Genomic DNA, 12,288 nt, shown 5'->3' with positions numbered 1-12,288 from the left:
GGTGTTTCTGTTTCCGGCGATAGACCTCAAGGACGGCAAATGCGTGCGCCTCAGGCATGGCGACATGGCGACCGCCACCATCTACAATGACGATCCCGCCGCTCAGGCGCGCGTCTTCGAAGAGCAGGGCTTCGAATGGCTGCACGTCGTCGACCTCAACGGCGCCTTCAAGGGCCAGAGCGTCAACAGTGCCGCGGTCGGCGCCATCCTGAAGGCGACGAGCAATCCGGTGCAGCTCGGCGGCGGCATCCGCACGCTGGCGCAGATCGAGGACTGGCTCGACCGTGGGCTGGCCCGCGTCATTCTTGGCACCGTGGCGGTGCGCGATCCGGATCTGGTCAGGCAGGCCTGCAAGGCATTCCCGGGCAAGATCGCTGTCGGCATCGACGCCAAGGGCGGTAAGGTCGCGGTCGAAGGCTGGGCTGAGGCCTCGAGCCTCGGCGTCATTGAACTGGCGAGGAAATTCGAAGGTGCCGGCGTCGCCGCCATCATCTACACCGATATCGACCGCGACGGTGTGCTGACTGGCATCAACTGGGACGCCACCATCGATCTCGCCGACGCGGTGTCGATCCCGGTTATCGCCTCGGGCGGGCTCGCCTCGATCGCCGACATCGTGCGCATGACCATGCCCGATGCCCGCAAGCTCGAAGGCGCGATCTCCGGCCGCGCCCTCTACGACGGCCGCATCGACCCGGCCGAGGCATTGGCGATCCTGCGTGGCAAACCGATGGCAGGGTGTGAAACGTGAAGGTCTCGATTATCGTTGCTCCCTACGACAGCGGGCACTATCACGAAGGGTGCGGCCAGGGGCCGGACGCCATCATCGGCGGTGGGCTGGTCGAAGCTCTGACCGTGGCTGGCCATGACGTCGCCGTCGAAGATATCGGCAAGGTCGGAGACGAGCAGGGGCGCGAAATTGCAACCGGCTTCGCCGTCTGCAACGCCGTCGCGACCAAGGTTAACCTCGCCCGCGATGGAGGACGCTTCCCCATTATCCTTGCTGGAAATTGCCTAACCGCCGCCGGTGCGGTCGCCGGTGAAGTTGCGGATTCGATCATCTGGATCGACCAGCATGGCGATTTCAACACGCCGGAGACGTCCTCCTACGGCTTTCTCGACGGCATGGCGCTGGCGGCGACGCTCGGGCTCTGCTGGCATCCGATGGCGGCAGCAATTCCGGGGTTCCGGCCGATAGACCCGGCGCGCTGCATGCTGGTCGATGCCCGCGACCTCGATCCCGACGAAAAGGACTGCTGGAAACTTTGCCGATCGTGCGCACCGAATGTGCCGGTGCAATCGATATGATCGGAAAGCTCACGGCGACAGGGACTGTGCGGGCGCATCTGCATCTCGACCTGGATGTCCTCGATCCGGATGTGTTGCAGGTGAACCGCTACGCGCACCCGGGCGGCCCGAGTCCGGAACAGCTACGGCAGCTTGCCTGCGGACTGGCCAGGTCAATCCCAATCGTCGGCGTGACGCTCTCGGCCTACGACCCGGCCTTTGATTCCCAGTCCGAAGTTCCGCCCGTCGTCGGCCAGCTGCTTGTCGAGTTTCTTGCGGCGATCGAGAGGATCTGATGCTGAAAGCCCGCGTCATCCCCTGTCTCGACGTCAAGAACGGCCGTGTCGTCAAGGGCGTCAATTTCGTCGACCTGGTCGATGCCGGCGATCCCGTCGAAGCGGCAAAAGCCTATGACGCGGCCGGCGCCGACGAGCTCTGCTTTCTCGACATCACCGCCTCGTCGGAAAGCCGCGAGACCATTTTCGATGTCATCGCCCGCACCGCCGAACAATGTTTCATGCCGCTGACCGTTGGCGGTGGCGTCCGTCAGGTCGCCGACATCAGGAAGCTGCTACTGGCCGGCGCCGACAAGGTGTCGATCAACACGGCGGCGGTGAAGACCCCAAATTTTGTCGCCGAGGCTGCCGACAAATTCGGCAACCAGTGCATCGTCGTCGCCATCGATGCCAAGAAAGTGTCCGCTGCGAGCGAGGCTGATCGCTGGGAGATCTTCACCCATGGCGGCCGCGAGAAGACCGGCATCGACGCCGTCGAGTTCGCTCGGCGAGTGGTCGATCTCGGCGCCGGCGAGATCCTGCTAACATCGATGGACCGCGACGGCACCAAGGCCGGCTACGATATAGCCCTTACCCGCGCGGTCGCCGATGCCGTACGCGTGCCGGTCATCGCTTCCGGTGGCGTCGGCACGCTCGACCACCTTGTCGAAGGCATTCGCGACGGCCATGCCGGCGCGGTGCTGGCGGCGTCGATCTTCCATTTCGGCACCTACAGCATCGCCGAAGCCAAGCTGCACTTGGCTCAGGCCGGACTGCCGATGCGGCTGGACTCGCCGGGTAATCGGTCCTAGAGCCTTTCCGGCTAAGAAGAGGCTGTAAACGCCGTCATGACTGAGTTCTCGCTCTCCGATCTGGAGAAGATTATTGGCGAACGCGCACGTTCCGGCGATCCGGATTCGTGGACGGCCAAGCTCTTTCAGCGTGGCATGAGCAAGGCAGCGCAGAAACTCGGCGAAGAGGCAGTCGAAACGGTGATCGCAGCCGTCAGCGCCGACCGGGACGCGCTTGTTTCGGAAAGCGCCGATCTCATCTATCATTGGCTTGTCGTTCTCGGCATAGCGGACATTCCGCTGAGCGATGTGCTCAACGAGCTTGAACGCCGCACCGGTCGTTCGGGCATCGCCGAAAAGGCGTCTCGGCTGGACCGGGGCTGATCGCTGCGGAGGAACTCGATGGACCAGCTCGCTCCTACCGAGAAGTATTCACCCTATCGTTTCTTCTCGGCCGAGCAATGGTCGCGGTTCCGCGCCGATACGCCGATGACGCTGACCGCAGACGAGATCCATCGTCTGCGGTCGCTGAACGATCCGGTCGATCTCCACGAGGTCGAGCGAATCTATCTTTCGATGTCGCGGCTGTTGTCGGCTCATGTCGAAGCCAGTCAACTCCTGTTCAGGCAGCGCCAGGCCTTCTTCAACGCGCTGGACGCGGCCAAGACACCTTTCATCATCGGCATTGCCGGTTCCGTCGCGGTCGGCAAATCGACCACGGCGCGCGTGCTGAAGGAGCTGCTGGCGCGCTGGCCGTCGAGCCCCAAGGTCGACCTGGTCACCACCGATGGTTTCCTGCTGCCGAACGAAGTCCTGCGCCGCAACAACCTGATGGAGCGCAAGGGCTTTCCCGACAGCTACGACGTCGGCGCCCTTCTGCGCTTCCTGTCCGGCATCAAATCGGCGCAGCGCAACGTCCGCGCGCCGGTCTATTCGCACCTGACCTATGACGTCATTCCGGGCGAGTTCCAGACCATCGACCGGCCCGACATCCTGATCTTCGAAGGCATTAATGTCCTGCAGCCGGGCAAGCTGCCGAAGGACGGCAAGATCGTGCCTTTCCTGTCGGATTTCTTCGACTTTGCCATCTACATCGATGCCGAGGAGGCGCTGATCCATCACTGGTATATCGCCCGCTTCATGCGGTTGCGCGAAACCGCCTTCCGCGACCCGGCCTCCTTCTTTCACCGCTATTCGCAACTTTCCGAGGATGCGGCCCGCGCCATCGCCGAGGGTCTGTGGACCAACATCAACCTTAAGAATCTGCGCGAGAATATATTGCCGACCCGCGCGCGAGCCGATCTCATCCTGCGCAAGGGCGCCAACCATCTGGTCGAGGAAGTGGCGCTCAGGAAACTGTGAAATCCCGGGACATTCCTTAAAGTCATCTTAACCCAGTCTTTCTATTGTCGGGCCTGATCTGCGGGCTCGGCAAACAAATGAATGCGCCATTCCTAAACATCGATCGGCCGGCAGCTGACCGCATCGCACGTCCGGGCAGCGGCGGCGCAACGATTGCCTTGATCGTGCCTGTCCACAATGAGGAAGGCGCAATTGCTCCATTCCTGAAGGCGGTATGCGAAAGCACCGCGCTGCTGAAGGACAAAGGCGTTGCCCTCGAGTTCATCTTCGTCAACGACGGCAGCAGCGATACGACGCTCGAAAAGCTGATCGAAGCCCAACAAACCGATCCACGCATCCACGTAATCGACCTTTCACGCAATTTCGGCAAGGAAGCCGCGATGACCGCGGGGCTCGACAGCTGCGATGCCGATGCAGCGATCCCGATGGATGTCGATATGCAGGATCCGCCGCATGTCATTCCGCTGCTTGTGGAAAAGTGGCGCGAGGGTTTTGAGGTTGTTCTGGCCAAGCGAGCCAATCGGTCGAGCGACAGCTTTCTCAAGCAGCGCTCCGCCTCGATGTTCTACCGCGTTCACAACTGGATCGCGCAGCAGAAGATCCCGCACGATGTCGGCGACTTCCGTTTGATCGACCGCCAGGTCATCCAGGCGCTGCGGTCTTTGCCCGAACGCCGTCGTTTCATGAAGGGCCTGTTCGCCTGGGTCGGGTTCCGCACCGCAAGCGTCGAATATGTCCGCGATCAGCGCATCGCCGGCCAGTCGAAATTCTCCGGCTGGAAGCTGTGGAACTTCGCGCTCGAAGGCATCACCAGCTTCTCCACCGCTCCGCTTGAAATCTGGACCTATGTCGGCGCGACGATTTCCGCGCTGTCGTTCCTCTACGGCCTGCTGATCGTTGCCAAGACAATGATCTTTGGCGTTGATGTGCCCGGCTACGCCTCCCTGCTGGTCAGTGTTCTTTTCCTTGGCGGCATCCAGTTACTCGGCATCGGCATCATCGGACAATACCTCGGCAGGGTCTACGCCGAGATCAAGCAGCGTCCGATCTATATCGTGCGCCGCAAATATGAGGGAATGAGCTGATGGAGATCGACGCTTACCGACAGATGGCCGCCACCGAAGACGAGCATTGGTGGTTCTGCGGGCGTCGCGCAATCGCCGAGGCGGTCATTCGCAGCATCGGCCTGCCTGAAAACGCGCGCATCGTAGAGATCGGCGCCGGCACCGGCGGCAACATCCGGATGCTGGAGCAGTTCGGCGCAGTGACGGCAGTCGAGATGAGCGATCTCGCGCGCAGGATTGCCTGGGAAAAGACCGGCCGCGACTTCCTCGCCGGACATCTGCCGGACAACATTCCTGTCGCGCCGCAAAGCTGCGACCTCGTCTGCCTGTTCGACGTGCTGGAGCATGTCGCCGAAGACGAGGCGTCGCTTGCCGCGATCCGCCAGATGCTGAAGCCGGGCGGCAGCGTCGTCCTCACGGTGCCAGCACACCAATGGTTGTGGAGCACGCATGATGTTGGGCTGCATCACATGCGGCGCTATTCACGCAATCTGCTGCGTGAACGAATTGAAAAGGCTGGTTTCGCGATCGACCGGCTGAGCTACACAAATGCCGCGCTCTTCCCGGTAGCGGCGCTGGCACGACTGGTGGACAGGTTGCGCAGGCCGGCCTTGCCAGCCGGTCATGCCACGCCGCCGAAACCACTGAATGCGGCGATGAAGGCAGTGTTTTCGGCGGAAGGCCGCATCATACCAAATGCAAACCTGCCCTTCGGCGTTTCGCTGCTGGCGGTGTTCCGCAGGGACAGCGCCGTCGAAACCGCTCGCCTCGACGAGAAATTGGCAGCTTGACCGCGTTATGGGCACCGGCTCGTATCGTCGACTATCGCGCTTTGCGCTGATTGGCATTGCGTCGACGCTGATCTACGCCGTTTGCGCTTTCCTGCTGTCGCGTGGACAGGCGACGGCGGCCCTGCCGGCGGCGCTCACATCGTTTGCGGCCTACGCCGTCGCCGCGCTGTTCTCCTACACCGGGCATAAATATTTCACGTTCACCTCGGGCGGCAGTCACGCTATGGAATTGCCCCGCTTCCTCCTGCTCACCGCTTCCGGCCTCGCCGTCGCGATCGCCCTGCCGGGGCTTTTGACCCAGATGCTCGGCATCCCTGCCGCAATCCCGATCCTGCTCACCTGCATTGCCGTGCCGGTCATCAACTATGTCGTCCTCGGGCGGTGGGTGTTTCGTGGTCTCTAGCGCGCGATCCCTCAGTGAACTGCTGCCCGGCGCCAACCGCTTCTCGCTCTTTGTGGGCGTAGCGGGTGCTCCGTTGCTGCTGGCCAGTCTGGTCGTCACATACGCCGTCTGGCTATCGACTGTTGCAATTCCGACCAATGTTGACGTGTCATGGCTTCTGGTCGTCTGCGATCGCCTGCTTGGCGGAGAGCGGCTCAACACCGACATCGTGGAGACCAACCCCCCTTTCTCGATCTGGCTCTACATGCCGTTCATGCTCCTGGAAAAGCTCACTGGCATGCGTGCGGAATTCTGGCTGACGCTTGGCGTCGTTTGCCTGAGCCTGGCCAGTCTTTTCGGTTCCGTCCGTATTCTCGCGCGCGACGAACCGGTCTACCGGCAGCCCCATGCGCTGTGGGCGGCAGCCGCGGCCCTGTTTTTGATCCTGTGTTTCATGCCGGATCAATTCGGCCAACGCGAGCACTTCGCATTGATTGCCATTCTGCCTTGGGTGGCGTTGCAATGCACACGTCAGCGGAACCTGGATTTCAGCGCGGGCTCGCGCCTGGAGCACATGGTCGCCGGGTTCTGCGCGGCGGTCGTGGTCATGGTCAAGCCGCCCTATTTTGTGCTGGCCTTCATGTTGCCGTCGCTCTGTCTTGCGCTTGAAAGGCGGTCGCTGAGACCGCTCTTCGTCGCAGAGAACCTGATGGGCGCTGCGATCGTGGCCGCCTATATCGCGTCCATCGCGCTCTTCGACCGCGCTTACGTCAGCGACGTCCTGCCCTTGGTCAGGGAGGTCTATCTTCCGTTGAGGGCCTCTGCCGCCGATATGCTGGCAAACTGGCCGAAAGTGGTGCTGCTTCTGGCCGCCGCCACCGTGCTTGCGGCCGGCGGCCTGAGAAAGACGAACTGGGACGTCAGGATTCCGCTCCTGACCGCCCTGGGGTTCATTCCGGCCTTCATCGTCATGGGCAAGGGTTGGCCCAATCACGCGCTGCCGATGGTCGTTGTTGCAACACTTGCATTTGGCATGCAGCTTGTGCGGTTCGGCACATTCGGCAGTGCAGGCATCGTTCGCAAGGCCGCCCTGATCTTCGGCTGCGTGCTGGTGCTGCAAATAGCGGTCAGGGCACAGTACGCGGCGCTGACGACGGATAACGGCCCGATCGCCCGGTCTGTCGCCGCGATCCGCGCAACGGTCGAAACCCCGACCATCATGTCGATTGCCGACCAGATGCAGGTTGCCCATCCCCTCGCCAGGCTGGTCGGCGGCAGGTTCATATCACGCCATCCGAGCGCCTGGGCGGTCTCCAACGCGGACACGCTCGCCCGCGTCACCGGCGATCTCGAACGGAGACCGGAACTTGAAAGCATCCGCGATCGGGTGATCGGCGAAAACGCCGCCGAGATATCAGCGAAGAAGCCCGATATCGTGCTGTCAGGCTCGCCGGCGTGGACTGCCCTGATGCTGCAGGACAAGCGGATCCAGGTCGCCTTGGCCGACTATCGTCTGCTGCACACCGAGCGGGAAATCACTGTCTATCTGCGTTACACGGCGCCTGCGCCGCTCCAAACCGATAGAGCAGGAGCCCCCGGAAACCCATGACACGGCTGGATCCAATCGCTCCGCTGGACGACATATGGCTCGATCTCGAGAGCCTCGGTGCAACAGCATGAGCGTCTCGAACGACATTGGCGGCTTGAGCCGCTGGCGCGACCGGGATATTGCGGCGTCGCTGCTTCCTAGCCGCAATGTCCTGGCCATTGCGGCAGTCACCGTCTTCTCGATCTTCTGGCAGCGACGTTGGGGGACTGTTCCCGACACTAGCTGGCTGATCACGGTCTGCGAGCGTATGCTGTCCGGTGAGCGGCTTTACTCGCAAATCTACGAGACCAATCCCCCATTCAGCGTCTGGCTCTATCTGCCGCCAGTGGCTGCGGCCAGATTGCTGGGCACCGCCCCGGAAATCCTGGTTGAGGCCTGGACATACCTTGCCGTGCTTATCGGACTTTCGCTCTCGGGCGTGATCGTCAAGCGTGCGGGTTTCACCGAAACTGCATCATTGTTTGCACTGGGGCCAGCGTTTTGCGCAATGTTGGTGGTCTTCCCCGGAAATGCCTTCAGCGAGCGGGAGCATATCGGCACGGCACTTTTCATGCCGCTGCTTGCGCTTCATGCCTGGCGCGCGCGCAGAGATGCAGCTGCCCAACCAGACCCCGGGCTCGCCGTACTCGCCGGCCTGTCGGGCAGCATTCTGCTGCTGGTCAAGCCCTACTATGCGATCATGGTGTTGGCGCCGGCGCTGGTCGTTGCAGTGCGCCGGCGCAGTCTGAAATCGATCTTCGCCCTGGAACACTGGGTCATTGGCGGCATCTGCGTTGTCTATCTCGGCACGGTCACGCTGATCCATCCGGAATTCGTGCGCGACATCTATCCCCTCTTGGCGGACGTTTATGCAAAGATCGGCATCTTTTGGCCGATTGTGATCGGCTACGGTTTCTCGTGGTGTTTCCTTGTCTTCCTGATCTGGTGGCTGTGGCCGGCCAGGCGGTTTCCAGAGCTGGCGGCGGTAGCGTTGGCGGCATCGATCGCCGGCATGTTTCCCCTGTTCTACCAAGCCAAAGGCTGGTCTTATCATGCCTATCCCGCGATCTTTTGCGCTGTGGCAGCCATTTTCTGCCTGTTGGCACTGCCCAGGATCGTGCAGCGGCCGTCGAAGCTGTTGACGTTCGTGACGGCTCCTTCGCGAGCTTGGGCATTGGCGGCGGTGGCAATCGCTTTCTTGCCGTACTGGAGCACTCAGAAACCAGGGCCGGCGCTGGTTGCCGCAATTCGCGCCGCCACCGATCGGCCGACCGTAGCGTTGGTTAGTTCGGATATTTCCTCGGGACATCCGTTGAACCGTATGATCGATGGGCAGTTCGTTTCAACCCACGTCAGCGATTGGCTTGGAGCGTTCGCACTTTCCCTGTCCCGGCAGGCAGCTCTCTCGGGTGACACCGCCGAAGCCATGCGTTACCGAGCCATCATGGCGCGCTACGTCGAAAGCAAACGCGAAGAGTTCGTGCGTCTGCGCCCGGATATCGTCGTCTTCAAGAAAAACAACACGATGTGGACAAGCCAACTGACGGGGCATTTTGGCTTTGACGCCATCCTGGCGCACTACCGCATTCTTATCGAGGACGAGGCCGAGCGCATCTATCTGCGCGACGATTATGTCCGCCCGGGCCACCGGCCACCCGAACAGCCTATTTCGGAATCGTCACCCGTCGCAGCGTCAGATTGATGCGGCCGCCACTCCTGAGCAATGCCGAGGTCGACGGGTAGATACGGTCGACGCCGTGAAAGCAGAGCCGCCCTTCGCCGCCAAGCACGACGACGTCGCCGCTCCTCAGCCTGAACGATTTGGTGGCGCCGTCGCGCGTCGTCTGGCCGACCCGGAACAGGCAATCGTCGCCGAGCGACACCGAGACGACGGGCGCGGAGAAATCGCTCTCGTCGCGGTCCTGGTGAAGACCCATCTTGGCATCCTGCGAATAGAAATTGACCAGGCAGGCTTCCGGCGGGCGCGCATAGGCAGATACATCCCGCCACAGTTCGAGCAGCATCTCCGGGATCGGCGGCCAAGGCCTTCCGGTCACCGGGTGGGTCGGCTGGTAGCGATAGCCGTGCTCCTTGTCGGTGACCCAGCCCAGCGGACCGCAATTGGTCATGCGCACGCTCATCTCCTTGCCGGTACGCGGCATCGCCGGCACGAACAGCGGCGCGTTCTGCACGACCTGCCTGATATCTTCCACCAGCACTTCCTGCATGGCGCGCGACAGGTAGCCGGGCATATGGCGGACGCCTTTGGGCAGTACGAGCATCGCGTCGCTTAATCCGTTGGTCTGGAGAAATCAGAATGCCACCGTCAAATGAAAACGGCGACCCGAAAGCCGCCTCCGACGGTGGCTGCGCGCTTTAACCGGCGATCTGAGATCCGAAGCCGCTTCGGCTGTCACTCATCCCCGACCCGGCCGCGCAGTTTCTTGATCGAGCCGCGCCCGGCCTTGCTCTTGAGCCGTCTTTCGACCGCGCCTTTGGACGGCCTGGTCTTCTTGCGCGGTGGTGGTGGTGGTTCGGCGGCCTTGGCGACCAGTGCCGTCAGCCGCGCCCGGGCGTCCGCCCGGTTCTGCTCCTGGGTGCGGAAGCGTCCGGCTTCAATGACGATGACGCCGTCCTTGGTGGCGCGCTGGCCGGCAAGCTTGATGGTCCGTTCGCGCACCCGCTCCGACAGGCCAGCCGCATTGGCGGCATCGAAGCGCAATTGCACTGCCGTCGCCACCTTGTTGACGTTCTGGCCGCCCGGGCCGGACGAACGGATGAAGTCCTCGTGCAGGTCGCCCGGATTAATCACCGCATCGTCGGTAATGATGATCTTGTCGTCGGCGTTCATGCCGCACTCATGGCGCGGCAGGCGAAAAAAGAAAAGGCCCGATCGAAGCCGGCCTTGAAGCATCACCAGGGGCGACGGCTATTCAGCCGCTACCTGCATGCGTGGTGCGGCGCCGAGCACGGTGGCGTCGACATGGGCTTCGAATTTTTCGAAATTGTCGACGAACATGCCGACCAGCCTTGCCGCCTGCCGGTCGTAGGCGGGCTTGTCGATCCAAGTCGATCTAGGGTCGAGAATGGCGCGGTCGACGCCGGCAACCGTCACGGGCACGTCGAAACCGAAATTGGCGTCGGTGCGGAAGTCGGCCGCTTTCAGCGAGCCGTCGAGCGCCGCCGCAAGCAGCGCCCGCGTTGCTTTGATAGGCATTCGCTTGCCGGTGCCGTAGGCGCCGCCGGTCCAGCCGGTGTTGACCAGCCAGCAATCGACGCCGTGGCGGGCGATGAGCTCGCGCAGCAGATTGCCATATTCCGACGGATGCCGCGGCATGAACGGTGCGCCGAAGCATGTCGAAAATGTCGCTTCGGGTTCCGTAACACCCTTCTCGGTCCCCGCCACCTTGGCGGTATAGCCGGAGAGGAAATGGTACATGGCCTGCGCCGGGGTCAGCCGCGCGATCGGCGGCATCACACCGAATGCGTCGGCGGTCAGCATGATGATGTTCTTCGGGTGGCTGGCGCGCCCCGTCTTGCTGGCATTGGGGATGAAGTGGAGCGGATAGGCGCAGCGTGTGTTTTCGGTCAGCCCGCCGTCGTCGAAATCCGGCACGCGGCCTGCGTCGAGCGCCACATTCTCCAGCACCGTGCCGAAGCGCTGGGTGGTGGCGAAGATCTCCGGCTCGGCTTCGGCCGAAAGCTTGATCGTCTTGGCATAGCAGCCGCCCTCGAAATTGAAGATGCCGTGCGGTCCCCAGCCATGCTCGTCGTCGCCGACCAGCGTGCGCGACGGGTCGGCCGACAACGTCGTCTTGCCGGTCCCGGAAAGGCCGAAGAAAACGGCCGCGTCGCCGACGGGCCCTTCATTGGCCGAGCAGTGCATCGGCATCACACCCTTTGCCGGCAGCAGGTAGTTGAGCACGGTGAACACCGACTTCTTCATCTCGCCGGCATACGAGGTACCGCCGATCAACACGATCATGTGCGAAAGATCGACGGCAATCACCGTTTCGCCGCGCGTGCCGTGGCGGGCGGGATCGGCGCGAAACGACGGCAGGTCGATGATCGTCAAATCGGGCATGAAATGCTCGAGTTCGGCGGCGGCCGGTCGGATGAGCAGATTGCGGATGAACAAGGAGTGCCAGGCAAGCTCCGTGATCACCCTGGTCGGCAGCTTCAGTTCCTCGTCGGCGCCGCCGACCAGGTCCTGCACATAAAGGTCCTTTCCAGCCGCGTGGGCGCGAAAATCGGCAAGCAGCGTATCGAACTGGATCGGCGAAATCGCTTTGTTGTTGTCCCACCATATATGCGGCGCGGTGCTTTCGTCGCGCACCACGAATTTGTCCCTGGGCGAGCGGCCGGTGTGCTGCCCGGTCTCGGCGGCAAGCGCGCCATGCGCGGTGAGTCGGGCCTCGCCACGGCGGATTGCCTCCTCGTAGAGCGCGGCCGCGCCGAAATTATAGCGCACCACGCCCGTGGTTCTCAGGTCGATGCGATCGATTGCACATGCAGGATTGCGTTTGCCGGCTTCCGACATGGGTGTCCCTTCTTCGATTTACCGCGTCTTTACCGGCGAATTCCGGAACCCCCATTGCAGGAGCTAAAAACGTCAAAACCAGAAAAGGCGAATGATATCAAATCATTAATCGATTTAAATATTTTGAAAGTTGTTTAAATCGTTTATATGTGCAAAAACACTGATGGTTGCCCAAAGGATTGGCGATGTTCATTCGTCCAATCCATAT

14 protein-coding genes are annotated in these 12,288 nt (G+C 62.1%); 11 read left to right on the top strand and 3 right to left on the bottom strand.

Features of this window, described 5'->3' with window-relative positions:
* The first annotated feature begins 1 nt into the window (after position 1).
* The 11 genes from hisA (at position 2) to NKI41_RS07410 (ending at position 9,242) form a co-directional block, all read left to right on the top strand.
* The gene (gene hisA, locus NKI41_RS07460; protein ID WP_352472580.1) at positions 2–751 is read left to right on the top strand and encodes a 1-(5-phosphoribosyl)-5-[(5-phosphoribosylamino)methylideneamino]imidazole-4-carboxamide isomerase; all 750 of its coding nucleotides are present in this window, start codon (positions 2–4) and stop codon (positions 749–751) included.
* Positions 748–1,308: an arginase family protein gene (locus NKI41_RS07455; protein WP_352682242.1), complete on the top strand. Its 561-nt coding sequence runs from the start codon at positions 748–750 to the stop codon at positions 1,306–1,308. The genes hisA and NKI41_RS07455 overlap by 4 nt, the downstream gene beginning before the upstream one ends.
* A complete protein-coding gene (locus NKI41_RS07450; RefSeq protein ID WP_352682240.1) occupies positions 1,305–1,583 on the top strand; it encodes an arginase family protein in 279 nt (92 codons plus the stop codon). Before NKI41_RS07455 ends, NKI41_RS07450 begins: the two co-directional genes overlap by 4 nt.
* On the top strand, positions 1,580–2,374 hold the full coding sequence (gene hisF / locus NKI41_RS07445; protein WP_352682414.1) for an imidazole glycerol phosphate synthase subunit HisF: 795 nt from the start codon (positions 1,580–1,582) through the stop codon (positions 2,372–2,374). The genes NKI41_RS07450 and hisF overlap by 4 nt, the downstream gene beginning before the upstream one ends.
* A gap of 36 nt (positions 2,375–2,410) precedes the next feature.
* Positions 2,411–2,737 carry a phosphoribosyl-ATP diphosphatase gene (locus NKI41_RS07440; RefSeq protein WP_254815934.1) on the top strand — a complete coding sequence of 109 codons (327 nt, stop codon included), beginning with the start codon at positions 2,411–2,413 and terminating at the stop codon, positions 2,735–2,737.
* A gap of 18 nt (positions 2,738–2,755) precedes the next feature.
* A complete protein-coding gene (gene coaA / locus NKI41_RS07435; RefSeq protein ID WP_352682238.1) occupies positions 2,756–3,715 on the top strand; it encodes a type I pantothenate kinase in 960 nt (319 codons plus the stop codon).
* A gap of 77 nt (positions 3,716–3,792) precedes the next feature.
* Positions 3,793–4,800, top strand: coding sequence for a glycosyltransferase family 2 protein (locus tag NKI41_RS07430; protein WP_352682236.1), 1,008 nt, complete (start codon positions 3,793–3,795; stop codon positions 4,798–4,800).
* Positions 4,800–5,570, top strand: a complete 771-nt coding sequence (locus NKI41_RS07425) for a class I SAM-dependent methyltransferase (protein WP_352682234.1) — start codon at positions 4,800–4,802, stop codon at positions 5,568–5,570. Before NKI41_RS07430 ends, NKI41_RS07425 begins: the two co-directional genes overlap by 1 nt.
* 7 nt (positions 5,571–5,577) lie before the next feature.
* Positions 5,578–5,973 (top strand): GtrA family protein, encoded by a 396-nt coding sequence (locus tag NKI41_RS07420; RefSeq protein WP_352682232.1) that lies wholly within the window; start codon positions 5,578–5,580, stop codon positions 5,971–5,973.
* 73 nt (positions 5,974–6,046) lie between these two features.
* Entirely contained in the window at positions 6,047–7,561 is a 1,515-nt protein-coding gene (locus tag NKI41_RS07415; RefSeq protein ID WP_352682230.1) for a hypothetical protein, read from the top strand.
* A gap of 94 nt (positions 7,562–7,655) precedes the next feature.
* Positions 7,656–9,242 (top strand): hypothetical protein, encoded by a 1,587-nt coding sequence (locus NKI41_RS07410; RefSeq protein WP_352682228.1) that lies wholly within the window; start codon positions 7,656–7,658, stop codon positions 9,240–9,242.
* Here the strand turns inward: NKI41_RS07410 and NKI41_RS07405 are convergent.
* The 3 genes from NKI41_RS07405 to NKI41_RS07395 all read right to left on the bottom strand — a co-directional run bounded on the left by NKI41_RS07405 (position 9,205) and on the right by NKI41_RS07395 (position 12,080).
* Positions 9,205–9,822, bottom strand: a complete 618-nt coding sequence (locus tag NKI41_RS07405; RefSeq protein WP_352682226.1) for an alpha-ketoglutarate-dependent dioxygenase AlkB family protein — start codon at positions 9,820–9,822, stop codon at positions 9,205–9,207. The genes NKI41_RS07410 and NKI41_RS07405 overlap by 38 nt on opposite strands.
* A 131-nt stretch (positions 9,823–9,953) precedes the next feature.
* On the bottom strand, positions 9,954–10,391 hold the full coding sequence (gene arfB / locus NKI41_RS07400; RefSeq protein WP_023677545.1) for an alternative ribosome rescue aminoacyl-tRNA hydrolase ArfB: 438 nt from the start codon (positions 10,389–10,391) through the stop codon (positions 9,954–9,956).
* Between the two features lie 78 nt (positions 10,392–10,469).
* The gene (locus NKI41_RS07395) at positions 10,470–12,080 is read right to left on the bottom strand and encodes a phosphoenolpyruvate carboxykinase (RefSeq protein ID WP_352539988.1); all 1,611 of its coding nucleotides are present in this window, start codon (positions 12,078–12,080) and stop codon (positions 10,470–10,472) included.
* Between the last annotated feature and the right edge of the window lie 208 nt (positions 12,081–12,288).

The sequence above is a fragment of the Mesorhizobium sp. M0601 genome (assembly GCF_040320845.1).
Lineage (GTDB): Bacteria > Pseudomonadota > Alphaproteobacteria > Rhizobiales > Rhizobiaceae > Mesorhizobium.
The sequence above is the reverse complement of the archived record's forward strand: the minus strand, read 5'-3'. Positions and strand labels throughout refer to the sequence as shown.

What these genes read in the sequence shown, in the direction of transcription:
- NKI41_RS07405 (WP_352682226.1), bottom strand. Translation starts at nt 9,822, where the DNA reads ATGCTCGTACTGCCCAAAGGCGTCCGCCATATGCCCGGCTACCTGTCG.
- NKI41_RS07420 (WP_352682232.1), top strand. Translation starts at nt 5,578, where the DNA reads ATGGGCACCGGCTCGTATCGTCGACTATCGCGCTTTGCGCTGATTGGC.
- NKI41_RS07450 (WP_352682240.1), top strand. Translation starts at nt 1,305, where the DNA reads ATGATCGGAAAGCTCACGGCGACAGGGACTGTGCGGGCGCATCTGCAT.
- NKI41_RS07395 (WP_352539988.1), bottom strand. Translation starts at nt 12,080, where the DNA reads ATGTCGGAAGCCGGCAAACGCAATCCTGCATGTGCAATCGATCGCATC.
- NKI41_RS07430 (WP_352682236.1), top strand. Translation starts at nt 3,793, where the DNA reads ATGAATGCGCCATTCCTAAACATCGATCGGCCGGCAGCTGACCGCATC.
- NKI41_RS07425 (WP_352682234.1), top strand. Translation starts at nt 4,800, where the DNA reads ATGGAGATCGACGCTTACCGACAGATGGCCGCCACCGAAGACGAGCAT.
- arfB (WP_023677545.1), bottom strand. Translation starts at nt 10,391, where the DNA reads ATGAACGCCGACGACAAGATCATCATTACCGACGATGCGGTGATTAAT.
- NKI41_RS07440 (WP_254815934.1), top strand. Translation starts at nt 2,411, where the DNA reads ATGACTGAGTTCTCGCTCTCCGATCTGGAGAAGATTATTGGCGAACGC.
- coaA (WP_352682238.1), top strand. Translation starts at nt 2,756, where the DNA reads ATGGACCAGCTCGCTCCTACCGAGAAGTATTCACCCTATCGTTTCTTC.